The following is a 25,315-nucleotide window of genomic DNA, read 5'->3' as shown; positions in this document are numbered from 1 at the left end:
CGTAACATGCCACTCATGACGAGCATGGCCACCTCCGCCGACCTGGATGTCTCGCGCGCCCTGCGGGCAGCCGGGCTCGAGGTCCGCGACGACGCGGGCACCAAGGCGATGTACGCCACCGACGCGTCCCTCTACCGGATCCCGCCGCTGGCCGTCGTGCGTCCGCGCCACGTCGACGAGGTGGCCCGGACGCTCGAGATCACCCGCTCCCTCGGGGTCCCCCTGACCTCGCGCGGCGGCGGCACCTCGATCGCCGGCAACGCGATCGGCCGGGGCGTCGTCATCGACTTCAGCCGTCACCTCAACCGGGTGCTCGAGGTCGACCCGGCCACCCGCACCGCCCGGGTCGAGCCGGGCACCGTGCACGCCGTCCTGCAGAAGGCCGTGCTCCCCCACGGCATCCGCTTCGGCCCCGACCCCTCCAGCCACCCGCGCTGCACGATCGGCGGGATGATCGGCAACAACGCCTGCGGCAACCGGGCGCTGGGCTACGGCCGCACCTCGGACAACGTGGTGGCCATGACCCACCTGCTGGCCTCCGGCGAGACGCTGCAGACCGGGTACGACGGCACCGGCGCCGCGTACGCGCACGGGCCGGACCAGTTGCTCGAAGACCTACGGAAAGCCGCCGGCACTCACCTGAAAGCCGCGCGCACCGAGTTCGACCTCTTCGGCCGCCAGCTGTCCGGGTACGCCGTGCAGCACCTGCTGCCCGAGCGCTTCGACCTCGGCCAGGCCCTGATCGGCTCGGAAGGCACCCTGGGCGTCATCACCGAGGCCACCGTGCGCCTGGTGACCGATCCGGCCCACCGGGTGGTCGTCGCCATCGGCTTCAGCACCATCGTCGCGGCCGGCGAGGCCGCGCCCACCGTGGTCACCTTCAGCCCGACCGCCTGCGAGGGCATGGACGAGCGGCTCGTCGGCGTGCTGCGCGCCCGCCGGGGTGACGCCGCGATCCCGCCGATGCCCAAGGGCGGGGCCTGGCTGCTGGTCGAGATCGCCGGGGACGACCGCGACGAGGTGCTCGAGCGCGCGACCGCGCTGGCCCGGGCCGGACTGGGCCTGGAGTCCGAGGTGATCCAGGACCCCGCCGTGCAGGCCCGGCTCTGGCGCATCCGCGAGGACGGCGCCGGCCTGGCCGGGCGCGCCCCCTCGGGCAAGCCCGCCTGGCCCGGGCTCGAGGACGCCGCGGTGCCGCCGGAGAAGCTGGGCGCCTACCTGGCCCGCTTCGACGACCTGGTGGCCGAGCACGGCATGACCTCCGCACCGTACGGGCACTTCGGCGACGGCTGCATGCACGTGCGCCTGGACTACCCTCTCGACCGGCCCGACGGCCTGGTCGTCCTGCGCGAGTTCCTCACCGCCGCCGCCGGTCTCGTCGCCGAGTTCGGGGGCTCGATCTCCGGCGAGCACGGTGACGGCCGGGCCCGCGGCGAGCTGCTGTCACTGATGTACTCCCCCGAGGCCATCAACCTGTTCAAGGCCGTCAAGCAGGCCTTCGACCCCGGGAACCTGCTCAACCCGGGCGTTCTCGTCGACCCGGACCCGTTCGACGCCGACGTGCGCGCGGCCGGCGTGAGCTACCGGAAAGACCTGGCGTTCTTCTACGAGCACGACAACGGCGACCTGTCCCAGGCCCTGCACCGCTGCACCGGCGTGGGCAAGTGCCGCGCCGACAACTCGGCCTCCGGCGGCGTCATGTGCCCCTCGTACCTGGCCACCCGCGAGGAGAAGGACTCCACGCGCGGCCGGGCCCGCGTGCTGCAGGACGTGGTGCGCGGCGACCTGCACTGGCGCGACCCGGCCGTGGCCGACTCCCTCGACCTGTGCCTGTCGTGCAAGGGCTGCGCCTCCGACTGCCCGACCGGCATCGACATGGCCACCTACAAGTCCGAGGCCCTGCACCAGAAGTACTCCGGACGCGTGCGGCCACGCTCGCACTACACGCTGGGCTGGTTGCCGCGGTGGGCCCGGCTGGCCGGCCGGGTTCCCCGGCTGGCCAACCTCGGCATGACCCTGCCGGGCCTGAAGAAGATCGCCCTGTTCGGCGCCGGGGTCGATTCCCGCCGCTCGGTGCCGGAATTCGCCCGGACTCCGTTCCGGCGCTGGTGGTCGCGCCAGGACACCCAGACCGGGGGAACGCCGCTGATGCTGTTCGTGGACTCGTTCTCGGACGCGTTCTCCCCCGCCGTCGCCGAGGCCACCGTGAAGGTGCTGCGCGAGGCCGGGTACGAGCCGCGCCTGCCCTCGGCGGGCACCTGCTGCGGACTGACCTGGATCACCACCGGCCAGCTCGACGCGGCGCGAAAGATCCTCGGTGCGACCGTGACCGAGCTAGCCGCCGCCGCCCGCGAGGGCATCCCGATCGTGGGCATCGAGCCGTCGTGCACCGCCGTGCTGCGCTCGGACGCCGTCGAGCTCCTCGGCACCGACGACGCCCGGCTGGTCGCCGCGTCCACCAGGACGCTGGCCGAACTGCTGAGCACCACCGAGGGCTGGAACCCGCCCGACCTGACCGGCACCACGATCGTCGTCCAGCCGCACTGCCACCACCATGCCGTGCTGGGCTGGAACGCCGACAAGGTCCTGCTCGGGCGTACCGGCGCCACCGTGACGACACTGGCCGGATGCTGCGGTCTGGCAGGCAATTTCGGCGTCGAGCGGGGGCACTACGAGGTGTCGGTGGCCGTGGCCGGGCAGAACCTGATGCCGGCGCTCGCGGCCCAGCCCGACGCGGTGGTGCTGGCCGACGGGTTCTCGTGCCGCACCCAGGTCGCCGACCTGGCCGAGCGGCCCTCGGTGCACCTGGCCGAGTTGCTGGCCCAGGAGCGGTGACGGTGCCTCACGGTGCGGGCGCGATCAGGTCCGCTCCGGAGCGGATCCACCTCGATCACGGCGGCTCGGTGCTCCAGCGTCCGCCCGCTCCCCGGTGGGCCGGGAATGCCGAGACGATCTGCCCGTCGACGATGTTCACGCCGATGGCCACGCGATTGGCCCCTCGTCGGACCACGTGGACGATGCCGTGGACGTTCCTCAGGGTCAGCCAGTGGTCGACGATCTCGCGGCGCACCCGCGCGACGTCCCAGCTGTCGGGGAAGAACGTGGACCGCACCGGGGGCCCGTGTGCCCGGGTGACGTTCCCGATGTACGCGCCCTCGTCGTAGGCGGGGTCGGGATTCACCGCCGCCACCCCCGCAGGCAGCGTCTGGGCCCGGTAGACGTGATATCCGGCGCCTCCGTTGGCGAAGTCGGCGCCGGTCAGGTGACCGTCGAAGGACGCCCTGAACACCGGCACCGCCGGATCAGGCCGGGGCGTGCCACGATCGGGCAGCCCCCGCAGCATCCGCCGCATCCGGGCCAGATCGTCGTGGACCTGGTAGGGGAACCGCGCCCGGAACAGCGCCACCGCCTCGGCCGGGGTCTGGCCCCCCGGCAGCTCCTCGACGAAGGTCGCGATCTGCCGATTCGTGTACCGGTTGTGCCCCGGTTCATAGGTCTCGAGTTGGCGCCGCAGCACGATGCCGGACACGGAGGCGTTCATGGCGATCCGCCGCAGCTCCTGGACGTTCGCCGCGGCCGCCCGCGAGCCCGGCAGGACCGGTGTCGCGTGCGGTGAGGCGGGGCGAGCCGGGTGGTCGTGCGAACTGCTGGAACGCGTGGCGCTGGTGAGCATCGGACCGACCCCTTTCCGAAGGCCTCAGAGGGCTGCCTCCTGACTATCGGTCCCGAGGCCAGGAACAAGAGCCTCTGGGGTTCCCCGAATCGGCCCCGTCCCCGCGCTGCCCCGCGCTGCCCCGCGCTGTCCCGCGTGAACGCGGGCGCGGACGGGACAGTCTCACTCGAGACGGCTGCGTCGGCGCTCCATGAGCGGGTCGGCCTGGACGTGGCGGTCGGCGCGGGCCTGCAGAACGCTGATCCGGCAGATGTCCTTGTCCCCCAGGGCCTCCTCCGGGTCGAGCGCCCCGGGGAGGCCCCCGAAGTCCTGGGACATGATCTTCAGCTGAGCCATCACCTGCTCGGGAGTCGGCTCCTGCCCGGCCTTCAGCGCCGCCGCGGCCGCGTCGATCACCGACTGGGCCGCCGCCAGGGCCAGCGGGGCGTGGCTGTCGATGCGGGCGTTGATGCCGTCGAGGTCACCGAGCTTGAGATACCCGTCGTAGGGCATCTTCTCGGCCCTGGCCCCCTCACCGCAGTAGGACAGCGACACGTACGAGAAGGTGCGGTTGTCGATCTCCGGGTTCTCGTACCGGCGTGCCACCGCACTCGACACGTCGTCCGCGGCGATGACCTGCAGGTCGAAGTCCCGGATCTTCAGGAACAGGTTGAAGGGCTGCCACCGGCCGGCGAACACGACCAGCCGGTTCGGTGTGCCCCGCAGCTGCTTGGCCACGTCGTCCGGCTCGGAGTTCTTCTCGTCGAAGCGGGCGTCGTCACCGCACGCCTCGTGGATCGCCTCCGGGGTGTTCCCGCCCGCCGAGTCGTAGTCGTCGGGCACGTACGCGTACACGGCCACGTTCCAGCCGAGGTTCCCGAACTCCTCCCGCAGACGGGCCAGCAGGCTCTTGCTCCACAGGTTGCTCCCGTCGGCCGGGCACACGATCGCCACCTCCCGGGGAGGGGCGACCACCTTCGTGATCCGCATGCGCTCGGCGGACCATTCCTGGGCGTACTGGCCGATGAGCCTCGCCTGCTCGGCGTTCTGCGCGGCGACGAAGAAGTAGCTGTCGGCGCCGTTGCCCAGCCCGTCGGCGGTGAGCGTCGCCGAGACCACCGGTATCCGCCGCACGGAGAGTTCCTGGATCAGCTCCTGGGTGGCCACCGTGCTGCCGTCCAGACCCACCACCGCGGTGAGCCGGCCCTTGTCCCGCGCCTTCTCGAGCTGGGTGGCGAGCAGCGAGTGCAGGCTCAGGTCGTCGCCCCCGTTGGCGAACAGCACCTTGACGATCGGCTTGGAATCGCCCTGACGCTGCCGGTTGTAGTCGGCCGCGGCGGAGAAGAAGCCCACGGACTCGAGTTTCTGCGAGACCGGGTCGTCGAGCTGATTGCCCAGGAACGAACTGACGTAGACCAGCGTGATGACCCGGCGGGACGGTGCCTCCCGGTGATGGCGGTCGGCCTCGGCGTTGATCTGTGCGAACTTCTCGTCGAGTTCGGAGATACCGGCCCGGCTCTCGGCGAACACCCCGATCTGACCCGCCACCCCGATGCACGAGACCGCCCCGTTCGCGTCGCGGGCCAGTTCCACGAACCGGCCCGCGGTCTCGTCGCTGACGCAGTCCGGCAGGCCCTCCTTCTTCGGGTCCAGCGCCGGCTGGCTCTTCGCCGGCCGGCCCGAGGGGCCCGGTGCGGAGCCCGGCGTCGGGGTCCCCGCGGGGAGCACAGCGGGGCCGGCCGTGGCCGCCGGCCCGCCCGGGCCGGGCCTGAGCAGCTCGAAAGCCTGCGGCACACCGGGGACACCGGCCGCGGTCGCGCCGGTCAGGACCGCGACGGCGAGCGCGGCGGCGATCACCGGGGCGACGGCGGGCCGGGCCCACAGCGGTGCCGCGGCGACCTCGAAGCGCCGGGCGTTGCCGGCGGCGTGCGCCAGGGCGGCGTACTGCTCGTCGTCGGCGCCGGCGGCGGGTTTCGGCTCGACGGACGGGATGCTGACCGGCAGGTACCAGTCGGTGCGGGTGCGGGCGGGGCGGTCGGGTCGGCGGCACCAGGCCTCGTAGCCGTCGATGGCCTCGGACGCGGCCCAGCGCACGACGGCGCTGTGCTGACCGTCGCCGCGGGTGGCCTCGGGCGGGAAGGCCTGCGCGGCGGCGACCAGGACGAGGGGGTCGAAGGCGTGCCGGGGGTGACTGCGGACCTCGCTGACGAGGTGCAGGAGCTGGGCGTGGCCGGTGGCGTCGCCGGTGCCGTCGAGCAGGACGACCGGGTAGCTGGTGCGCCGGGCGCCGCGGGCCCGCCAGAACCGGCGGCGGTAGGCGTGTGCGAGGTCGGTCAGGAAGGCCAGCACGAGCAGGCGGGCGATGTCGGTGGGGTCTTCGTCGCGACGCTGCTCGAGGGTGAGGCGTTCGGCGAAACCGAGCACGGTGCCGGGACTGTGCGGGTCGAGGTAGGGCTGACGCAGGAGCCAGCGGTACTCGCGGCCGACACCGGGCAGACCGGCCCCCAGGCGCACCCGGAACCACAGGGGCGGCACGACGCGGGCGAGCCGGGCCCAGCGCACCACCGGGGCCTCGAGCAGTTCGGGGGCCTCGTCGGAGAACAGGGTGGTGTACTTCGACCAGCCGAGGTCACGTTCGCGCAGGCGCTGGAAGAGCACGGCGTGCGGGTCGAGGCGGTCGGTGCCGAGATCCTGCCGGATCAGCCAGTGCACCAGGCCGAACCGGCTGAAGCGCACGCGGCCGTTGACCGTGTTGGCGCCGCCGGCCAGGTCGCGGGCGATCGGCAGGAGCAGGTCGGCGATCAGGTCGGCCGGATCGGTGGAGGCGGTGGGCGCGGCCGCGGTCTCGCGGTGCACGGCGTGCGGCACGCGGCGGGGTTCGGCGTGCTTGAGGTAGCGGGCCAGGCCGTCGACGAGGGCGCCGGAGTCGTCGGCGCGTTTCAGGCAGACGAGGGGGACGCCGGGCACCGGGCCGGGGCGCCCGCGGAGCACCGGGGCCTCGTGCCGGCGAGGCCGCTGGATCAGCCGTTCCAGGCATTCCAGGAGCTGGCGAGCCCCCTTGAACACCGGCATCCTGTCCGGTTTCCCGCCGGATCCCGCTGACCGACCGCTGTCCACGATCCCCCCGAATTCCCTGGATCACCGCGTCGACGGACCGGCAACCCTCCCGTGGCCCGACGATACCGCTGGGTGATGTCCCGCGTACCCGGAGTGATACATCCTGGAACAGAAATGTTTCCGGCCACCCGGACCGCCCACCGGCCGCCATTCGTCGGATGACCCAGCAGATCCTCAACCCCTTGTACCGTTCGGTAAATGCCTGTACCTTTCAGTACACCGACAACCTCCGGAGGAACCGTGTCCCGTCCGCCCCTGCCCCCGTTCACCCACGAAACCGCCGTCGAGAAGGTCCGTCTCGCCGAGGACGCGTGGAACAGCCGCGACCCCGAGCGCGTCTCCCTCGCATACACCCCCGACAGCCGCTGGCGCAACCGTTCGACGTTCCTGACCGGACGCGCGTCCATCGTCGGCTTCCTCACCACCAAATGGGCCGCAGAGCACGAATACCGCCTCATCAAAGAACTCTGGGCCCACAGCGGCGACCGGATCGCCGTGCGCTTCGCCTACGAGTGGCGCTCGGAGGCCGGGCAGTGGTTCCGCGCCTACGGCAACGAGAACTGGCAGTTCGACGCCGAGGGCCTGATGGCCGAACGGCACGCCAGCATCAACGACCTGGAGATCACCGAGGCGCAGCGCATGTTCTTCTGGGACCTCTCCGGCCCGCGCCCCGCCGACCACCCGGGCCTGTCCGACCTGGGCCTGTAGTGGCCCGCACCGTCACCGAACGCGCTGACGCCCTCCCGGCCCTGGCCGAGGCGTTCCGCCGGCACGGCTACGAGGGAGCCAGCCTGGCCGTGCTCACCCAGCACACCGGACTGGGAAAGGGCAGCCTGTACAACTTCTTTCCCGGCGGGAAGGAGGAGATGGCGCTCGCGGTGCTGGACGAGGTGGACGCATGGTTCCGGGTGAACGTCTACGAGCCGCTGCGCGACGGTGAGGTCCCGGTGCCCGAGCGCCTGCAGGGCATGACCGGGGCCGTCGAGGACTACTTCACCTCGCGGCACCTGGTCTGCCTGTTCGGCGCGTTCGCGCTCGGTCAGGAACGCGAGCGCTTCGGCGAGCGCATCGCGGCGTACTTCACCGGGTGGATCGACGCCCTGGGCGAGAGCGTGCCGAGGGACGACGCCACCGACTTCGTCGCGACGGTGCAGGGAGCGCTGGTGCTGGCCCGGGCCCTGGACGATCCGCAGGTGCTGCACGGCACGATCACCCGGGCGCTGACCCTCCTGGTCCGCGGTCGGGCCGGGTGAGGAGCGCCGTGTGCGTGAGGGGTGTCGTGACCACGGCGCCCCTCACGGACGCGCACGGCCTGCGACGCAGGGTCACCCTCAGGAGATGATGTCCCCCGGGATGCAACCGGCAGACCGGGCACAGCGTCCATATCCCGAACAACCACCCCTCGTCGCCCTGGAGGCAACCGTGACCGAGTCCGAACCGCGTGACCTGGTGCCGATGGCTCCCGCGCCGGAACCCGAGCCGGACGGCCACAAGCGCCTCGCGCTGGGCCTGGCCGCCGGCAGCGGCCTGATCGCCGTGGCCGTGGTGGTCGGTGTCGTGGTGGTGATGGGCGCCATCGGGTTCGTGCGCTGGTACGCCGACCACAGCTTCGGGTGATCCGGGCCGTCGGGCCCGCCCGGATCGGGTGGCATCCGTGCGCTCAGGGCGCACCCCCGCCACCCGGTCCCGGCGAACCGCGCGGTCAGACGTACTGGTTCGCGGGCCGGGGCAGGCCCAGGTGCTCGCGGAACGTCGTGCCGGTGTAGCCCTCGCGGAACAGGCCCCGCGCGCGCAGGATCGGCACGACCGTCTCGGTGAACGCGTCCAGCCCGGCCGGCAGTGACGGCGGCATGACGTTGAAGCCGTCGGCCGCGCCCCGGGTGAACCAGAGCTCCACGTGGTCGGCGATCTGCTCGGGGGTGCCCGCCAGCACCTTGTGGCCCCGGGCCCCCGCGAGCTTGTGCAGGAGCTCGCGCAGCGTCGGCTTCTCGCGGCGCACGATGTCGGCGTAGACCTGGGTGCGGCTCTTGAGGTTGTCGGTCACGTCACCGGCCCCGGCGAACGCCTCCTCGGGCACCCGCTCGTCGAGGTCGAGGTGGTCCAGGTCGACGTAGGCGAAGTCCTTGAGCTGCATCAGCCCGAACGCCGGCACGGTGAGCTCGTTCAGCTCGGCCTGCAGACGCAGCGCCTCCTCCTCGGTCCCCCCGATGACCGGGCTCAGGCCGGGCAGGATCTTCAGGTGCTCGGGATTGCGGCCCCGGGCCGCGGCCCGGCCCTTCACGTCGGCGCAGAAGGCCAGGGCGTCGTCGATGTGCTGCTGTGCGGTGAAGATGGCCTCGGCGTACTTGGCCGCGAAAGCCCGCCCGTGGTTGGACGATCCGGCCTGCACCAGCACCGGGTAGCCCTGCGGCGGGCGGGGCGTGGTCAGCGCTCCCGCGACCTTCACATGGGCACTGTCGATCAACGGCTGGTGGATCCGCGAGGGGTCGAGGTAGCGGCCTGCCGCGCGGTCGAGGCGGATCGCGTCGTCCTGCCAGCTGTCCCAGAGCTTGAGCACCGCGTCCACGTACTCGTCGGCGCGCTCGTAACGGGTCGCCGCGTCCGGGTTCCCGTCCAGGCCGAAGTTGCGGGCCGCGGCCGGGGAGTCGGTCGTGACGATGTTCCAGCCGGCCCGTCCCCGCGACAGGTGGTCGAGGCTCGAGAACGCGCGGGCCAGCTGCCAGGGGTGGGAGTAGGTGGTGGACGCGGTGCCGATCAGCCCGATCCGCTCCGTCGCCGCGGCGATGGTCGCCAGGGTGATCATCGGGTCGAGCCGCCCGGCCGAGTTGAACTCGATGTTGTCGTCGAGCTTGGGGATGTCGGCCAGGAACACCGCGTCGAACGCCGCGGCCTCGGCCGTCCGGGCCAGGCCGGTGTAGAAGTCCGGATCGAACATCCGCCCCGGCGTGGAGGACTCATGCCTCCACGCCGCCTCGTGATGCCCGGAGGCCAGGATGAACAGATTCAGGTGGAGCTGGCGGGTCACGCGGATTCCCCGATCAGAAGTACGTGTTGTCGGGCAGGGTCACGTCGTTGACCAGCAGGTCACCGATCGCCCGGTTCTTGAACCGCACCGGGTTGTGCGACACGACCGTGCGGATGTTGCGCCAGTGCCGGTCCAGGTTCGCCGAGCGCTTCACCGCCGACGCCCCACCGACCTCGAAAAGCAGCGTCGCGGCGCGCAACCCAAGATCGTGCACGGCCACCTGGGCCTGCGAGGCGCGCAGGGCCGCCTCGTGCACGACGGCGTCGTCGGTGCGTGCGTCGTTCAGGGAATGAGGGACGCGCGAGAGCACGTCGGCGGTCTCGAGGACGACGGCGGTGGCCGCCGAGGACGACGCCGCGATCTCCCCGACGACTTCCTGCAGCACCGGGTCGTGCCTGGGCAGATCGGCCGATCCGTGGGTGAAACTCCGCTTCCGGCCGCTGATCAGGCCCACCGCGTCGTCGAGCACCGAGCGGACGTTCCCGGCCACCACCGCGTTGAGGTAGTGCTGGTAGAACGGGCCGAGGTGCCAGCGCGGGATCGAGCTGAGGTCGGCCGGTGGCAGCGTCACCTCCTGCGCAGGAACGCGAGCGCCCTCGAAACGGGTCGTCCCGGTGGCGGTGAGGGACTGACCGAAGCCGTCCCAGTCGTCCTCGACCGTGATGCCCTCGGTGCCCAGCGTCAGCAGCGCCTGCACCGGAAGACCCTCCGGGGTCACGCCGGTCACGAAGGTGTGGTCGGCGTACAGGGTGCCGGTCGAGTAGTACTTGGTGCCGTTCACCACGTACGAGTCGCCGTCGGGCGTGAACGTCGTCGACTTGCTGAAGTCACCCGCGTGCTTGGCGCCCAGCTCGTTGTTGCCGTTGCCGAACAGTTCCCCGGCGGCGATCCGGGCCCGCCAGCGCTCGCGGCGCGGTGAGGCCGGCCAGGTGAGGATGTCTTCCACGGTGCCGAAGTGGGCCCGCAGCAGGTGGCCGATGTTCGAGTCGGCGTGAGCGAGGCGGATCACCAGGTCGAACAGCTCGCGGACGCCCGCCCCGCCGCCGCCCTCGGCGACCGGCAGGCGGAAGGCGCCCAGCCGCGCCTCCTTGATCCAGGCGATCTGCTCGAACGGCGCGGTTGCCTCGGCCTCCCGCCGGGCGGATCCCTCGGCGATGCGCGCGATCAGGGCGTCCAGCTCGGCCGAACCCGGTGTGACGGCAGCCATCAGCCCACCGACCCGGCGCGCTCGAGCAGGGCGACCACCGCGTCCGCAAGCCCCTGCGGTTGCTCCTCCTGCACGAAGTGCACCCCGGCGCCGCCCGCGAACACCTCGATGCTCGCGACGTTCTCGCGGATCCAGGCCTCGATCGTGGGCGTGAGCAGGAAGCCGGGCTCGTAGGTGAGCAGCGTCTTGGGCACGCCGGCCGACGTCCTGAGCCACTCCTCGTTACGCGCGAGGAACGCGACGCTCGAGGCCGGGACACCGTCGATCGGCAGGTTGCGCGGGAACCGGATGAGGTGTGCACGGGACTCGGGCGTCGGGAACGGGGCCTGGTAGACGGCCAGGTCCTCGGGCGCCAGCGGCTGCAGGAACGCCCCCGGGAAGACCTGCTCCATGAAGCCGTTGTCGTCGACCACGAACTTCTCACCGTCGCCGGGCGTACGGATCAGCTGCTGCGCGCCGACGAAGGCCTCCGGCAGCGCGGACGATTCGATGTCCCGGATGACCGGCTCGGCCAGCAGCACCGCACGCACCCGCTCGGGGTGGCGGGCGGCCCAGGACACGCCGAACGCCGCGCCGTAGTCCTGCAGCACGAGCGTCACGTCACGCAGGTCGAGGGCGTCGAACCAGGCGTCGAGATAGCGCTCGTGATCGGCGAGCTCGTAGGCGATGTCCGGTCGGCCGGAGTCGCCGAAGCCGATCAGGTCGGGGGCCAGCAGGCGGCCCCGGTTCTCGAGAAGCCTGAAGACGTGGCGGTAGAGGAAGGAACTCGTCGGGCTTCCGTGGAGGAAGACGATCGGGGAACCCGACCCGCTCTCGACGTGGTGGATGTGGGAGTCGAGGACGGGGACGTCGACGCTGCGGGCGTCCGGGCCGAAAGCCCCGGTGGGAATGGTGTTCCTGCTCGACGGAAGGCTCGACGGAAGGCTCATCGGAAAGGCTCCTCGGTGGATCAGAAGTAGGTGTTGTCGGGCAGGTCGGTGCCGTTGACCAGGTGGTCGCCGATGACCCGCGCCTTCAGCCGGGTGGAGTTGTGCGAGGCGAGCGTGCGGATGTTGCGCCAGTGCCGGTCCAGGTTGGCGCCGGTACGGGTCGCGGACGCGCCCCCCACCTCGAACAGGGCGCTCGCCGCGTCGAGGGCCAGACGGTCGACGGAGATCTTGGCCTCCGCGACCCGGCGGCCCGCCTCCTGCGCGGCGACCCCGTCGAACTGGCCCGCGTGCAGCCGGGCGTCGACGTCGTCGAGGAGTGAGGCCGCGTCGAGCACGACGGCCCGGGCCGTCCAGGCCTTGCTCGCGATGTCACCGGCCTGCTGCAGCAGCACCGGGTCGTGCCGGGGCAGGTCGCTCGTGCCGTGCGTGATGCCGCGGGTGCGGCCGCGCAGCAGGGCCTGGGCGTCGTGACTCACCGCCTCCAGGTTGCCCGCCACCACCGCGGTGAGCCACAGCTGCAGGAACGCGCCGATCGCCAGGCGCGGCGGCGGCTCGGCCCCGGCCACGACGACCTCCTCGGCCGTGGCCGGGGTGTTCTCGAACCGGGTGGTGCCGCTGCCGCTGGCCCGCTGGCCGAAGCCGTCCCAGTCGTCGACGACCGTGATGCCCGGCCGGTCGAGCGGGATCAGGGCGCTGGCGGGCACGCCGTCGTCGGTGACGCCCCACACCCACACCCGATCGGCGTACAGCGTGCCGGTCGAGTAGAACTTGGTGCCGGTGATCGCCCAGCCCTCGGGGGTGCGGACGAAAGTCGTCGCCAGAGCGGCGAAGTCACCGGCGGCCGCCCCCGTGGGCTCGGTGATCGCGTTCCCGATCACGCCACCGGCGGCGATCGCCGCGTAGGCCCCGTCGCGGCCGGGCCCGTCCGGGGTGAACCGCAGACCCTCGACGTAGGCGAAGTGCGCCCGCAGCGCCTGCGCCACGCTGGAGTCGGCCCGGGCCACGTCGATCAGCGCGCCGAACACCTCGCGCAGGCTCGCGTCCTGCCCACCGTGCTCGCCCGGCACCCGCAGCGTCAGGAAGCCCGCCGCCCGCAGCCGGTCGACGACCTCGTGCGGGCGCTCGGTGGCGGCCTCACGCCGGGCGGCGCCGGCCTCCAGTTCCCCGAGCACGCCGGCAAGGCCCGGGCCGGTTCCCGGGTCGGGGCCAGAGCCGGTCCCGGCCTCGGCCACGCCTGATCGGCTGGTCACGTCATGTCCTCCGCAGGTCCGTCGTTCACCGTCATTTGCGCGGTGAAAATGAAGCTACCAGCATTCCCTACGCAATCAATAGACTTAGTGGCTGTGTTTTCCGGGCCGCGCCCACTCCCCGGGCCCGCCCGTCCGGCACGATGAGCACATGGGAACGCCGCCCTCGGTCGACTCCGATCTCGCCCGCATCCAGGAATCCATCGCCTGGCTCATCCGGCTCGGGGAGTTCCACCGCTTCCACCGCGGTGAGGCCGGTGACGGCCCGATGCTCGACCGCACCGCGTTCCTGCTCCTGTCCAGCCTGACCGACGGCGCCACCCTCACGATGGGCGAGATCGCGGAACGGCTCGACATCACGCCCTCCACCGCCACCCGCCGCGTCGCCCCGCTCGCCGACGCCGGCCTGGTGCGCCGCGACCGGCGTCCCGACGCCCACCGCACCGTGTTCATCACGCTCACCGACGCGGGCCGCGCCCGGGTCGAGGCGGTGCGCGAGGCCCGCGTCGAGACGCTCCGGCAGACCTTCCGCGACTGGCGGGCCGACGAACTGGCGACCCTCGCGTCCACCATCGACCGCCTCACCCGCACCCTCGCGGTCGAGCTCACCCAGGACGACGACTTCGCCGACCGCCACGTGCGGCCGGGCCCCGACGGCGTCACGGGTGCCCGGCAGTAGGCGGGACTCACGGAACCGGCCCTGGGCACGGCTGGGAGACTGACGTCGTGGTGGAGATGACGCGCGCGGACTTCGAGCAGCTGGTGTCGCTGGCCCTGGACGAGATCCCCCCGGCGCTGACGCGCGAGATGCGGAACGTCGTGGTGCTCGTGGAGGACGAGGCCCCCGACGACGACCCCAAGCTCCTGGGCCTCTACGAGGGCACACCCCTGACCGAGCGCGGCGACTGGTGGGCCGCGGGCAGCCTGCCCGACCGGATCCTGATCTTCCGTAACCCCACGCTGGAGATCTGCGACACCGCCCAGGAGGTGGCCGAGGAGGTGCGCATCACGGTGCGGCACGAGGTCGCCCACCACTTCGGCATCGACGAGGAGCGCCTGCACGCGCTGGGCTGGGGCTGAGCCGGCGCGGGGCTGGGGTGGGCTCTGGGGTGGGCTCTGGGGTGCGCTGGGGCTGGGGCTCAGACCAGGGCCCGCCGGTAGCGCCACCGGTAGACGCGCTGGGCCAGCAGGGCGATCGGGAAGGCCAGACGCCACGCACCGTCCGGGGCCCGGGTGAGTGAGCGGAGCGTGAGCCAGACCGAGCCGTCGTCGTGACGGTGGAGCACGAAGGCCTCCTCACCGCTGACCGGGTGACCGGGCCGGGTGCCGTAGGCGAACCCGCGGCGGTCGGGGCGATCGACCACGGCGACGACCCGCACCGGTTCTCGCACCCTCAGGGGACCCAGACGGGCGATCAGCCAGTATCCCCGACCGGTCTTCACCGGCTCGGGCGGCTGCACCGAGAAGCCGCTGCGGGTCTTGACGCCCCAGGCCAGCAGGGCCCGGGACGCCGTCTCCCAGTACTCGTCCCCGTCCCCCAGGCGCACGGTGCGCTCGAAGTCCCGATAACCAGCGTGCCGCCGGGTGGTCCAGCGGGGCTCGGCCGGGGCGGTCGCCCCGGGGACGTCGTAGTTCAGGTCCGGCTGCATGCCCGAATGGTGCCAGGGCGCAGCCGGACCCGATGATCAGGGCTGGATCGTCAGGAACAGCCAGGCCCCGAGCAGTGTCAGGTGCACGAAACCCTGCAGCGTGTAGGCCCGGCCCTGCACCACGGTGAACGCGGTGACCACGACGGTGAGCGCGAACAGGATCATCTGGGTGGGCTCGAGCCCCAGCTCCAGCGGGCCGGACAGCCAGATCATGGCCAGCGCCACGGCCGGGATGGTCAGGCCGATCGAGGCCATCGCCGAGCCGTAGGCCAGGTTCAGGCTGAGCTGCACCCGGTCGCGGGCGGCGTTGCGGGCCGCGGCGATCGACTCGGGCGCCAGCACGAACAGGGCGATCACGACACCGACGACGGCGTAGGGCAGGCCCAGGTCGCTGACGACGTCTTCGATCGTGGGGGTCAGCAGCTTGGCCAGACCGACCACCGCCACCAGGGACACGACCAGCAGGCCGAGGCTGATCCAGGCCTCCCGGGCCGGCGGCGGGTCGGCGTGACCGTCTTCGTCGAGGTCGAGCAGGCCGGTGACCTTGCCGGTCTCGTCACTGGAGACCGGCAGGAAGAAGTCACGGTGGCGGATGGTCTGGGTGAACACGAAGGCCCCGTACAGCGCCAGCGAGGCCACCGCCGCGAACGCCAGCTGCGACGGGGAGTACTCCCGCCCGGCCGCCGACGTGGTGAAACTGGGCAGCACCAGCGCCACTCCGGCCAGCGCGATCACGGTGGTGACGGCCGAGCCGGTGCCGGAGGCGTTGAAACTCACGATGTGGTGCTTGCGCGCCCCGAGAAGCAGTGACAGGCCCACGATTCCGTTGAACGTGATCATGACGGCCGCGAAAACCGTGTCCCGGGCGTAGGTACTGGCGCCCGACCCGCCGCTGGTCATCAGCAGCACGATCAGGGCGACCTCGATGATGGTCACCGCGACGGCCAGGATCAGCGAGCCGAAGGGCTCACCCACCTTGTGGGCCACCACCTCGGCGTGGTGCACGGCGGCGACGATCGAGGCGATCAGCGCGATCGTCACGATGGTCAGGGCTATCCAGTGGTCGTGCTGGAACCAGGTCACGATCAGCACCACGGCAGCCGCGACAGGGGTGAGCAGCGGCCACCGCAAACGGTCACGGACGGTAAGGTCGCTCATGGTCACAACCTATCGACTGCCGTGCGGTGCTGCGCGCCGGGGGTCATGTCCGATATTTGTTATCCAGGGCAACCTTTGGCGCGCCGGGCGCATATCCGGCAGACGGTCCGCACCGTAATCATCTGCACCGGATGATCTTCCGCCGTCGTGACCGAGACCATGTCCCGGTCCGGGAACCACGGGCCGCACGTCACATCTGCGGATGCGAGCCCCGCGACGGGTGCCAGAGTTGCCACATCCAGACCCGCCACGCGGAAGGAGCCGCCCCGTGTACCTCGACACCAGCGCGATCCTTCTGGTCAGCGACGACGACGAGATCATCGCCGCGACCCGCCGCCGGCTGCTCGCCCAGGGCAACGACCTCCCCGTCGCCGTGGCCCGCACCTCGGCCCAGGCTCGTGACCTCCTGCGACCCGACGCCGGAAGGCCTTCCCGCCCACCGGCTTTGATCATGCTCGACCTCACCACGCCGGACATGAACGGCTTCGACCTGGTCATCCACGTGCGCGCCGACCCGGCCACCCGCGGTGTGCCGGTGATGGTGCTGCCGACCGTCGAGCCCGGCACCACCACCCGCGAACTGCTCAGCGGCGAGGAGCACGCCGGTGACAGCAGCGTGCCCACACCCCGCACCGCACAGGAACTGCGGGCCACCCTCGAGGCGCTCGGCGTGACCTGGCCGGCCCGCGACGCGGGCCTCCCGCCCGAGACCCGCCCGGCGTCCCGGCGCGACCAGGCCCCCCGCCGCACTCCGGCCCCCCGCCTCGCGCCCGTCCCCCGGAACGACCCGGCCGGCCGACGCGACCTCGGCGCCCGCGCGAGCTGAACCCGGCCTTTCCCGCGAGCCGGCCCCGCCTTGCCCGGCCTGCCTTGCCCGGCCCGCCTTGCCCGGCCCGCCTTGCCCGGCCCACCTTGCCTGCCCTGTCTGCCCTGTCTGCATCGCCTGCCCCGCCGCCCCTGCCTGCCCCGCCGCCCCTGCCTGCCCTGCCGACCCTGCCTGCCCTGTCTGCCCTGTCTGCCCGATAGGCTCCATATGTAGGATGTGCGCCCCGGCGGGTCATACCGGCCGCGCCCTGACGTTCCCGGAGTCTCCGCGTGGACAGCACCGACGGCCCTCCGCATCCGTCAGCCGAACCGATCTCCGACGGCGGGGACGACGACCTCGACGTCCACGACCTCGGTGTCCCCTACCGCGAGGAGCGACCCGGTCCGTTCGGGGTGAACCGGGCCGTCTGGGCGGCCGCCACGGTGGTCGTCGTGCTGGCCACCGCCGTGGGCACCGTGCTGTGGACGACCCGCTCCGCGATGACGGACTACTCCTCCAACGGCCTGCAGGTGGACGTCTCGGTGCCCAACACCTCCCGCCGGTCCACCCCCACCCCCTCGCCGGGGACGAGTCAGGAATCTCCGGACCCCGCCGCCTCGGGCGGCGCGGCCGATCTGGCGGGTGACGGAAGCGGCACGGCCGACGGGTCGGGCTCCGGGAACGATTCCGGCACCGGTGCGGACGAGAGCAACGACGACACGGGCAACGACGGCACCGGCTCGGGTTCGGGCTCCACCTCCGGCTCCAACGGTTCCGGCAGCCCCGGCGGTTCTGAGAGTTCCGGCGGCTCGGGCGGCTCGGGCGGCTCGGGCGGTTCGGGCGGTTCCGAAAACGACGACAACGACGGTTCCGGCGACTCCGGCGACTCCGGCGAGGGCAGCCCCGGTGACGAGGGCGGCTCCGGTGACGAGGGCGGCTCGGGCACCGACGAACCCGGCACCCCCACCGGCAATCTCGCCGCCTCGGCCGGCCTGAGTGTCAGCAGCCAGGCCTCCGGCACCAGCGCGGCCGCCCTTACCGACGGCAGCCTCGCCACCTACTGGGAGGCGTCCGCCGGTTACCCGGACTCGATCACGCTCGACCTGGGCCGCACCGTCACCGTGGCCCGTGTCGAGCTGTCGGCACCCCAGACCCGCTCCCAGAGCCTGACCGTGAAGGGCTCCACCGACGGCAGTTCGTTCAGCACCCTCAGGGGTGGCTCCTCCTACCGGTTCACGCCGTCGGCCACCATCTCGTTCTCCCCGGTCGAGACCCGCTACCTCCGGCTCACGTTCACCGGAGGCAGCGGGTACCCGGCCGCGCAGGTCTCGGAGCTGGCCGTCTACTCCTCGTAACGGATCAGAACGTGAACACCGCCGGCGCCGCCCGGTCGGCCGGACGCTGCACCAGCACCCCGTCGAGCACGGTCACCGGCATCTGCGTGATCGCGTTGATCAGCCGGTAGCCACCGGGAACCGGCTTGATCTGCCACTTCTCGAGGTTGTCGCCCTGGCAGGTCGCCACCACCGACAGCGGAAGCCTGTCGTCGAGCGGGGACCCGAGCCACAGCTTGCCGCCCTGCATCCGCACGCAGGACCCGGCACTCGTGCTCAGCCGGTAGTAGCCGTCGTCGGTGGCCTTCAGCGTGAAGGTCTCACCGCGTGCACCGGTCGTCAGCGTCGTCCCCTGCACACCGACCGCGCCGGAGCGCACCTTCATCCGGTACGACCCGTCGCGCAGCGGCCTGAAGTCGACGTTCTCGTACGCGGGAGCGCGCCCCAGATCCGCCGACAGCGCCGCGAACTCGGCGTAGCTCGCCACCACGTGCTTCGAGGCCCAGGTCGACTCGGCGATGAACCGCGTCGCCGCGAACAGGTCCTGCTCCACCGAGTTCTCCGTCTGGGTGGTCGAGTAGTCCGGCCAGGCCGTGATCTTCGCGCCGCGCACCGAGCCGCCGCCCGGGACGTCCTGGATCGGGGTGGGGTCGGTGCCGTCGAACTGGCGCGGCGTCCAGCCCTGGTTCCAGAGCGACTCCTCGTTGATCGGGTTCGACCCGCCGTTACGGATGAGATACAGCGAGTACGAGGCGTTCTGGAGGTCGTACCCGCGCCTGACAATCTCCTGGGCCTGCACCATGGACGTGCGCCCGTCCCAGTACTCGACCACGATGTCCCGGTCGAGCTCGTGGGTCGCGTTCAGCGGGATGCCGTCGTTCCAGACCCGCAGGGTGCGCCCGCGCTCACGCAGGTGCGCGGCGACCGCGTTGATGAAGTCGACGTACACGTCCTCGGGCACCGCGTCCGTCCCGTACTGCTCCGGGTGCGCGTCGAGATAGGCCTGGAACTGCGGGTACTGGTCGAACGCGGAGCCGAGCATGTACTCGTCGGCGCCCATGTGCCAGTACGTGTCGTCGAAGACCTCGGCGTACTCGTCGGCCAGCGTGGTCACGAACTCCAGCGCCTCGGGCCGGGTGATGTCCAGCCGGTCGGGCTGCTTCACCCCGGCCGCGTTCGTCAGCTGCAGCTGAGGGTAGTTCGCCAGCCAGGGACTCATGTGCCCGGGCGAGTTGACCTCCAGCACCAGCTGGATGTGGTTGTCGTCGGCCCACTTCTGCAGCTGCCGCGCCTCGGCCTTGGTGTAGTAGGCCCAGAAGTTCGCCTCCGGGTAGGCGTCGGACTCGACCTTCGTCTCGATCCAGAGCTGGTTGAGCTTCAGGTACGACATGTCCGTCATCAGGCGCTCGAACCACTCGGTCGAGACCTGGATCTGGCAGGCGCAGACCCCGACGCCCCGCTCGCGGTAGGCCGGCACGTCGGTGCTGCTGCCGCGCGGGATGCTGCGTGACCGGGTCAGGAGCTGCACCAGCGAGCGCGTTCCGTAGAACGTGCCGGTGCCGGTGGCACCCTCGATCTCGACGGTGGCCCCCACGTCGAGCCGGTAGCCCTCGTCACCGAGCGTCTTCGCCGAGCGGCGGTCGAGGGAGAGCACCACGTCGCCGGTGCGGGCCCGGCCGCCGGTCGTGACGGTGACCTTGCGGCCGAGCCGGTCCTTCAGGTCCGCGGCGAGGCGCCGGGCCACCGGGGCGGAGGCGCGGTCGGTGACGATGCGGGACGTCGTGGTCCAGTTGTACTGTCCGGCCGCGGGTTTCCAGTCGGTCAGGGCAGGGACGGTGCCGGGCACGGTGCTGGACACGCTGCTGGACGGGGTGCTGGACAAGGTGGTGGCCGGGGACGACTGGGCGGCGGCTCCCGGTAGCCCGGTGAGCCCGACGACGACGGCGACTGCCGCGCCGAGGAGGCTCGCGCGCAGAGTGCTCAGGCCCATGGGGTGAGTCCTTACGGTAGGGGTCGGTCGGTCAGGGTCGACGTGATCCGGGCGTGGGCGGCGCGGTGGCCGGCACGGTGGGCGGCGCGGCGGGCGACGCTGAGGCCGGGCCCGGATCGGGTGAGTGCCAGGAAAGCCGCTCCGGCGCCGCCGTTCTCGGCGGTACGCACGTCACGCCCGTGCAGCGCGGCCGCGAGTGCGCCCGACAGGCCGGGCCGGGGCAGGAATCCCCGCGTGACCACGGATCCGCCGAGGACGAGCGGCCCGTCGCCGGGGAAGCGCTCGACGAGCACGGCCAGGTGCTCGCCGGCCCGTTCGAGGAGGTGGCGGGCGGCGTCGTCGTGATCGGCCAGGGCGAAGGCGATCGGCGCGAACCGGGCCAGGTGCACGGGCGGCTGGGCGTAGGCACTCCGCACGAGTGCCTCCAGCTTCTGGCGGGCCGGTGCGCCGGCGTCGCCGGGGACGCCGAAGGCCTCGAGCACGGACGGCGTCATGCCGGTGGCCGGGCCGAGCCCGGACAGCTGCGCGACCACGGCCCGCACGACGTTCCGGCCGATCCAGAAGCCGGATCCGCCGTCCCCGAGCAGCCACCCCGCACCGCCGGCGGCCTGCGTGAGCACCCCGCTGCTCAGGCGGGCGGCCACCGATCCGGTGCCGGCGACCACCACGGAGCCCTCGGGTTCGCAGGCGCTGCTGAAGTACATGGCCTCGACGTCGCTGGCCAGGTGTACCGACCCGGCCGTCAGGCCGACGGCGCGGGCCAGGACCGGGGTGTCGATCTTGTCGGGTTCCCCGGCCATGGCCAGTACGCATTCGTTCACCGCGACGGGTTCGCCCAGCGTCACCGAGGCCCGCCCGAGCGCGTCCTGGGCGGCCTCGACGATGGCGTTCAGCGCGTCCGTACGCCCCCTGCTCGTGGGGTTGCCGCCGGACCGGCGGGCGTGCGCCACGCAGGTGCCGTCGCCGAGCACGAGAACGGCGTGGGTGGAGGTGCCGCCCGCGTCGATCCCCAGGAACGCAGGGGTCATTTGAGGCTTCCCTGGGCGACCGAGCCCTGGAGCCTGCGCTGGAAGACGACGTAGACGACGAGCACGGGCACGATGGTCATGACGGCCCCGGCGAACAGGGCGCCGAAGTCGACGGAGTAGCCGGCGCTCGAGGCGAAGGCCGCCATGCCCTGGGTGAGGACCCATTTCGTCTGGTCGGTGTTGAGCACGAGGGGCAGCAGGAACTGGTTCCAGAGCCCGACGAAGTTGAGGATCGCGACCGAGGCCATGCCCGGGCGGGCCATCGGCAGCATGATCTGGAAGAACGTGCGCCACTCGCTGGCGCCGTCGATCGCGGCGGCCTCGGCGATCTCCCCCGGCAGTTCCTCGAAGTAGGCGATGAGGAAGAAGACGGTGAACGGGTACGCGAACGCCGTGTAGGTCAGGATCAGGCCGGGAAGCGTTCCCAGCAGGCCCATTCCCTGCAGCACGAAGAACAGCGGCACCACGGCCAGGAAGATCGGGAAGGTCAGGCCGGCCAGGATCAGCTGCCGCACCACGGCCCGGCCGGGGAAGTCGAACCGGGCCAGCGCGTACGCCGACATGGAGCCCAGCAGCATGGTCAGGAACAGGGCGCAGCCGACGACGATCACGGTGTTGAGGAAGTAGCTGCCGATGCCGGCGGTGGTCCAGGCCGAGACGTAGTTGTCGAACGACCAGCGGCTGGGCAGGGCGAACGGCGACTCGAAGATCTCGGCCGAGGTCTTGAACGACTGCAGGACCGTCCAGAGCAGAGGCACGAGCACGACGAGCGACCACACGCTCAGGACGGTGTGGGAGGCGACGGCGGCGCGGCGGTCACCGCTGCCCGCGGCGGGCCGACGGGGGACGCGCCGGGTCTCGCCGGCGGGTCGGGTCATGGTGGTCTGGCTCATCGGACACCCCCCATGGGTGTGACAGGGGTGGTGCCGCGGGAGCGGATCCGGGAGACCAGCTGCAGGATCCCGACGAACGCGAAGGTGAGCAGGGCGAGCACGACACCCATGGCGCAGGCCTTGCCGAAGTCACCCTTGGTGAAGGCCGTGGTGTAGATCTGCTGGGTGATGACGAGGGTCGAGTTGTCCGGCCCGCCGGTGGAATTCAGCGCCTGTACGTAGACGAAGCAGTCGAGGGCGAAGATGCCGATGTAGATGTAGGCGGCCCGCACGCTGCCGGCCAGGTAGGGCGCCACGATCGAGCGGGAGATGCGCACCCGCCCGGCCCCGTCGAGGCGGGCGGCCTCGAGCACCTCGCGGTCGATGCCCTGGATCGCGGCGATGAACAGCACCATGTAGAAGCCGACCATGCCCCAGACGGCGACGCCGATGGTCGCGGCCATGGCCGTGCGTTTCTCGCCGAGCCAGGCGTACGCCTCGAACTGGTCGAGGCCCGCGTTGGTCAGGACGCCGTTGAGCAGGCCGCTGTTCGGGTCGTAGGCCTGGGCCCAGACCAGGCCGACCACGATGGCCGGGATGACGTAGGGGAAGAACGACACGACCCGGTAGAAGGCCGAGCCGCGCACCCCGCGCACGCCGCCGGCGGAGGGCCCGCCCACCGTGACCAGCACGGCGAACGCGAACGCGATGCCGAGGGTCACGATGGGCAGGACCACCAGGAGGACGAGGCTGTTGCGGACCGCGGTGCGGAACGTTTCGTCGCCGAGCAGCTCGGTGTAGTTGTCCAGGCCGATGAACGGCTTGTCCGGGCTGAACCCGCTCCAGGAGGTCAGGGAGTACGAGACCGCCTGCACGAAGGGCCACAGCACCATCACCGCGTACAGCGAGAACGGCAGCAGCAGGAACACGATCAGCAGGCTCGCCCGGTCCAGGTCGAGCCGTCGGCGACGCAGCACGAGTCAGCTCACCGTGACCTTGGTGACCGAGTCGTCCTCGCGCACCTTGTCGGTCAGCTTCTGCATCTTCTCGGTCAGCTCGGCGACCGAGGAGTCACCGGCCAGGAACGAGTTCCACAGCACCAGCATGTCGGTGTTCATGCCGTAGAACTCGATGACGTTGTGGGTGAACGCGTCGGCCGCGGCGGCCGCGATCATCTTGGTCTGGGAGACCAGGGCGGTGGAGCCGAACCCGTCTTCCGGCACGGTGTCCTTCACGATGGTCGAGGCCAGTTTGGCCTCCGCGAACGCGGTCGCCGCCTCCTTCGACAGCATGGCCCGCAGCAGTTCCTTGCCGCCGGCCGCGTTCTTCGCCTTCGTCGGCACGAAGTACGACTCACCGGCGGACGCGTGGACGGCCGTGGCGGGCAGCTTCGACTGCGCGGTGACGGCGGGCGTGGCGGCTCCCGTCATCTGGAAGTCCTTGGCCGTCTGGTCTTTCATCTCGTTCTCGATCCAGGAGCCCGAGGGGTACAGCACGAACTCCTGCTTCTGGCTCCACTGCGCCTGCGCCGCGGTGAACTGGGTGCCGGCGCCACCGGGGCGCACGTAGCCCTTCGACACCGCCTCGCCCATCGCGGTCAGCGTGGCCTGCACGGCGGGCAGGCTCCAGCAGCCCTCGGCCAGGTTGCCCAGCGCGATGCGGACGTCGTGCCCGCCCTCCTTGATGGCCGAGTCGATGGCCATCGTCAGGTAGTAGGTGGCCGCCTCCTTGCCCCAGCCGAACAGGTACAGGTTCTTCGCCTTGGCGGCCGCGCCCAGCTCGAGCGTCTCGGCCCAGGTCGTCGGGACGCTCCAGCCGTTCTTCTCGAACAGCGAGGCCGAGTACCAGATCCCGTACAGGGTGAGGCAGTAGTTGACCGCCACCAGCTTGCCGTCGATGGTGGTGTCGTTGAGCATGCCGTCGTAGAGGGTGTCGCGGATCGTCGTGCCCTCCAGGTTGGGGGCGTCGATCACCGAGGTCAGGTCCTCGACCTGGCCGGACAGGGCGCTGAAGGCGATCAGGTCGGCACCGGAGTTGTCGAGCAGGTCCGGCGGGTTGCCCGCCACGAACCGCGGCTGCATCTGCGTGGCGATCTGCGTCGAGGGCGTGACCTTGGCCGTGACCTTGTTCTCGGCCTTGGCCATGATCTCGGCGGCGGTGGTGACGTAGTCGGTGCCGTAGCCGCCGTCGAAGATGACGGCGTCCACCGAACTGCCGGAGGCGACGCCGAACGGGTTGGTGGCGCTGACCGCGCCGCCCTTCGCGGCCGGGGTCGAGCCGGAGGAGCAGGAGGCCAGGGCGATACCGGTCGGCAGGGTGAGGCCGACGGCACCGGCGAGACGGATGAAGCCACGGCGGTCGAGCTGGGACATGGGCAGATCCTTCGCGAACGAGCCGGATTGGTTGTTTGTGTGGGACGGGGAATTTCAGGCGTAGCGGCGGATGCGCTCGCCGTACAGGTCCTCAAGGGCGCGGTTGTGCTCGTCGCCGCCGGGGATGTTGGCCGAGAGGTAGAGGGGGGCCGGCTTGTCGCCCGTGCCGAGGCGGTGGGTGACGCCGACCGTGAGCAGCTGGGCGATGAAGGCCGAGGTGATCGAGGAGACCGCGCCGACACTGACCCCGCCGGGACCTTCCAGGGTGGCGTCGCCGTAGGGGGCGCGGTTGTCGATCACCACGTCCGCGATCTCGGAAAGCCGCTTGCCGCTGGGGTGTTTGGGCTCGACCCGGGCGGTGTGCTCGAGGCTCGTGACCGCGATGACCGGGTGGCCGTGTTCCTGGGCCAGCAGCGCGGTGCCGACGATGCTGCCGTTGACGCCCGAGTTCGAGGCGATGATGAAGACGTCGGCCGGATCACGCTTGATCGTGGCGAACAGGTCGTCGGCGATGCGCGGGTCGCGCTCCAGCGGCGGGTCGCCCGCCAGCTCGGCCACGGTGTGGGCGCCGTGCAGCACGACGTTGCGCAGGGCGACCTTGTTGGTGGGGATGAGACCACCTGCGCGACCGGCGATTTCCATGGCGAAGGCCTCGGAGTGCCCGGTGCCGAACGCCTGCACGACTCCCCCGGCGGCGATCGCGTCGGCCAGCAGGGCAATGGCCGGCTCGAGCGCACCGGCGGCCGCGTCGTCGGCGATCGCCGCCAGCCGGGTGCTCACCTCACGTTCGAGATCGCGGACGTAGGGCGCAGCAGGCATGGATCACTCCCGGAACTGAATCATTCAACCAACCTGACAGCCGTGATCGGCTAGGCGATTCAGTGTTGGGAGATATGACCACCTTGTCCAGCGTCTGGCGACGAACGGTCC

At 71.5% G+C, this 25,315-nt stretch carries 22 protein-coding genes; 8 read left to right on the top strand and 14 right to left on the bottom strand.

Translation table 11 applies throughout. The annotated features are described in order from the left end of the window. The first annotated feature begins 15 nt into the window (after window positions 1-15). Window positions 16-2,835, top strand: a complete 2,820-nt coding sequence (locus J2S57_RS27950; RefSeq protein WP_307248448.1) for an FAD-binding and (Fe-S)-binding domain-containing protein — start codon at window positions 16-18, stop codon at window positions 2,833-2,835. A 55-nt stretch (window positions 2,836-2,890) separates the two neighbouring features. On the opposite strand, the gene J2S57_RS27945 is transcribed toward J2S57_RS27950, so the two are convergent. Then, entirely contained in the window at window positions 2,891-3,673 is a 783-nt protein-coding gene (locus J2S57_RS27945) for a hypothetical protein (RefSeq protein WP_307248446.1), read from the bottom strand. 162 nt (window positions 3,674-3,835) lie between these two features. Continuing rightward, a complete protein-coding gene (locus tag J2S57_RS27940; protein ID WP_307248443.1) occupies window positions 3,836-6,718 on the bottom strand; it encodes an ABC transporter substrate-binding protein in 2,883 nt (960 codons plus the stop codon). A 249-nt stretch (window positions 6,719-6,967) separates the two neighbouring features. On the opposite strand from J2S57_RS27940, the gene J2S57_RS27935 reads away from it, so the two are divergent. From J2S57_RS27935 to J2S57_RS27925, 3 genes are all read left to right on the top strand, one after another. After that, window positions 6,968-7,477: a nuclear transport factor 2 family protein gene (locus tag J2S57_RS27935; protein WP_370882511.1), complete on the top strand. Its 510-nt coding sequence runs from the start codon at window positions 6,968-6,970 to the stop codon at window positions 7,475-7,477. Further along, window positions 7,477-8,022, top strand: a complete 546-nt coding sequence (locus tag J2S57_RS27930; RefSeq protein ID WP_307248437.1) for a TetR/AcrR family transcriptional regulator — start codon at window positions 7,477-7,479, stop codon at window positions 8,020-8,022. The genes J2S57_RS27935 and J2S57_RS27930 overlap by 1 nt, the downstream gene beginning before the upstream one ends. A 169-nt stretch (window positions 8,023-8,191) precedes the next feature. Continuing rightward, window positions 8,192-8,386 carry a hypothetical protein gene (locus J2S57_RS27925; protein WP_307248434.1) on the top strand — a complete coding sequence of 65 codons (195 nt, stop codon included), beginning with the start codon at window positions 8,192-8,194 and terminating at the stop codon, window positions 8,384-8,386. Between the two features lie 85 nt (window positions 8,387-8,471). Here J2S57_RS27925 and J2S57_RS27920 read toward each other — a convergent pair whose 3' ends face one another. The 4 genes from J2S57_RS27920 to J2S57_RS27905 are packed head-to-tail and all read right to left on the bottom strand — an operon-like array spanning window position 8,472 to window position 13,180. Then, window positions 8,472-9,794 (bottom strand): LLM class flavin-dependent oxidoreductase, encoded by a 1,323-nt coding sequence (locus tag J2S57_RS27920; protein ID WP_307248430.1) that lies wholly within the window; start codon window positions 9,792-9,794, stop codon window positions 8,472-8,474. 13 nt (window positions 9,795-9,807) lie between these two features. After that, a complete protein-coding gene (locus J2S57_RS27915; RefSeq protein WP_307248427.1) occupies window positions 9,808-11,001 on the bottom strand; it encodes an acyl-CoA dehydrogenase family protein in 1,194 nt (397 codons plus the stop codon). Then, window positions 11,001-11,930, bottom strand: a complete 930-nt coding sequence (locus J2S57_RS27910) for a haloalkane dehalogenase (RefSeq protein WP_307248424.1) — start codon at window positions 11,928-11,930, stop codon at window positions 11,001-11,003. Before J2S57_RS27910 ends, J2S57_RS27915 begins: the two co-directional genes overlap by 1 nt. Before the next feature lie 20 nt (window positions 11,931-11,950). Then, window positions 11,951-13,180, bottom strand: a complete 1,230-nt coding sequence (locus J2S57_RS27905) for an acyl-CoA dehydrogenase family protein (RefSeq protein WP_307248417.1) — start codon at window positions 13,178-13,180, stop codon at window positions 11,951-11,953. Window positions 13,181-13,328: 148 nt separating this feature from the next. Between J2S57_RS27905 and J2S57_RS27900 the strand changes: the two genes are divergently transcribed. Beyond that, on the top strand, window positions 13,329-13,856 hold the full coding sequence (locus tag J2S57_RS27900) for a MarR family winged helix-turn-helix transcriptional regulator (protein ID WP_307248414.1): 528 nt from the start codon (window positions 13,329-13,331) through the stop codon (window positions 13,854-13,856). A gap of 47 nt (window positions 13,857-13,903) precedes the next feature. Further along, window positions 13,904-14,257 (top strand): metallopeptidase family protein, encoded by a 354-nt coding sequence (locus J2S57_RS27895; RefSeq protein ID WP_370882510.1) that lies wholly within the window; start codon window positions 13,904-13,906, stop codon window positions 14,255-14,257. Window positions 14,258-14,316: 59 nt separating this feature from the next. Here J2S57_RS27895 and J2S57_RS27890 read toward each other — a convergent pair whose 3' ends face one another. Both J2S57_RS27890 and J2S57_RS27885 read right to left on the bottom strand, forming a co-directional pair. Continuing rightward, window positions 14,317-14,826, bottom strand: coding sequence for a DUF1990 domain-containing protein (locus J2S57_RS27890; protein ID WP_307248410.1), 510 nt, complete (start codon window positions 14,824-14,826; stop codon window positions 14,317-14,319). Window positions 14,827-14,862: 36 nt separating this feature from the next. Further along, a complete protein-coding gene (locus J2S57_RS27885; protein ID WP_307248408.1) occupies window positions 14,863-15,984 on the bottom strand; it encodes a calcium:cation antiporter in 1,122 nt (373 codons plus the stop codon). A gap of 268 nt (window positions 15,985-16,252) precedes the next feature. Between J2S57_RS27885 and J2S57_RS27880 the strand changes: the two genes are divergently transcribed. Both J2S57_RS27880 and J2S57_RS27875 read left to right on the top strand, forming a co-directional pair. Beyond that, the gene (locus tag J2S57_RS27880) at window positions 16,253-16,810 is read left to right on the top strand and encodes a hypothetical protein (RefSeq protein WP_307248405.1); all 558 of its coding nucleotides are present in this window, start codon (window positions 16,253-16,255) and stop codon (window positions 16,808-16,810) included. A gap of 269 nt (window positions 16,811-17,079) precedes the next feature. Next, the gene (locus J2S57_RS27875; RefSeq protein ID WP_307248402.1) at window positions 17,080-18,144 is read left to right on the top strand and encodes a discoidin domain-containing protein; all 1,065 of its coding nucleotides are present in this window, start codon (window positions 17,080-17,082) and stop codon (window positions 18,142-18,144) included. 4 nt (window positions 18,145-18,148) lie between these two features. Here the strand turns inward: J2S57_RS27875 and J2S57_RS27870 are convergent, their stop codons facing one another. The 6 genes from J2S57_RS27870 to J2S57_RS27845 are packed head-to-tail and all read right to left on the bottom strand — an operon-like array spanning window position 18,149 to window position 25,204. Beyond that, on the bottom strand, window positions 18,149-20,113 hold the full coding sequence (locus tag J2S57_RS27870) for a glycoside hydrolase family 20 protein (RefSeq protein WP_307248399.1): 1,965 nt from the start codon (window positions 20,111-20,113) through the stop codon (window positions 18,149-18,151). A gap of 11 nt (window positions 20,114-20,124) precedes the next feature. After that, on the bottom strand, window positions 20,125-21,141 hold the full coding sequence (locus tag J2S57_RS27865) for an N-acetylglucosamine kinase (RefSeq protein WP_307248396.1): 1,017 nt from the start codon (window positions 21,139-21,141) through the stop codon (window positions 20,125-20,127). Continuing rightward, window positions 21,138-22,034: a carbohydrate ABC transporter permease gene (locus J2S57_RS27860; protein WP_307248393.1), complete on the bottom strand. Its 897-nt coding sequence runs from the start codon at window positions 22,032-22,034 to the stop codon at window positions 21,138-21,140. The genes J2S57_RS27865 and J2S57_RS27860 overlap by 4 nt, the downstream gene beginning before the upstream one ends. Continuing rightward, entirely contained in the window at window positions 22,031-22,990 is a 960-nt protein-coding gene (locus tag J2S57_RS27855; protein WP_307248391.1) for a carbohydrate ABC transporter permease, read from the bottom strand. The genes J2S57_RS27860 and J2S57_RS27855 overlap by 4 nt, the downstream gene beginning before the upstream one ends. A gap of 3 nt (window positions 22,991-22,993) precedes the next feature. Next, window positions 22,994-24,385 (bottom strand): N-acetylglucosamine/diacetylchitobiose ABC transporter substrate-binding protein, encoded by a 1,392-nt coding sequence (ngcE, locus tag J2S57_RS27850; protein WP_307248388.1) that lies wholly within the window; start codon window positions 24,383-24,385, stop codon window positions 22,994-22,996. Between the two features lie 54 nt (window positions 24,386-24,439). Beyond that, entirely contained in the window at window positions 24,440-25,204 is a 765-nt protein-coding gene (locus tag J2S57_RS27845) for a sugar isomerase domain-containing protein (RefSeq protein ID WP_307248385.1), read from the bottom strand. Between the last annotated feature and the right edge of the window lie 111 nt (window positions 25,205-25,315).

Origin of the sequence: Kineosporia succinea (assembly GCF_030811555.1) — a bacterium.
GTDB classification, from domain to species: Bacteria; Actinomycetota; Actinomycetes; order Actinomycetales; family Kineosporiaceae; genus Kineosporia; species Kineosporia succinea.
Note: the sequence above shows the minus strand (reverse complement) of the source record. Positions and strands in the feature narration are given on the sequence as shown.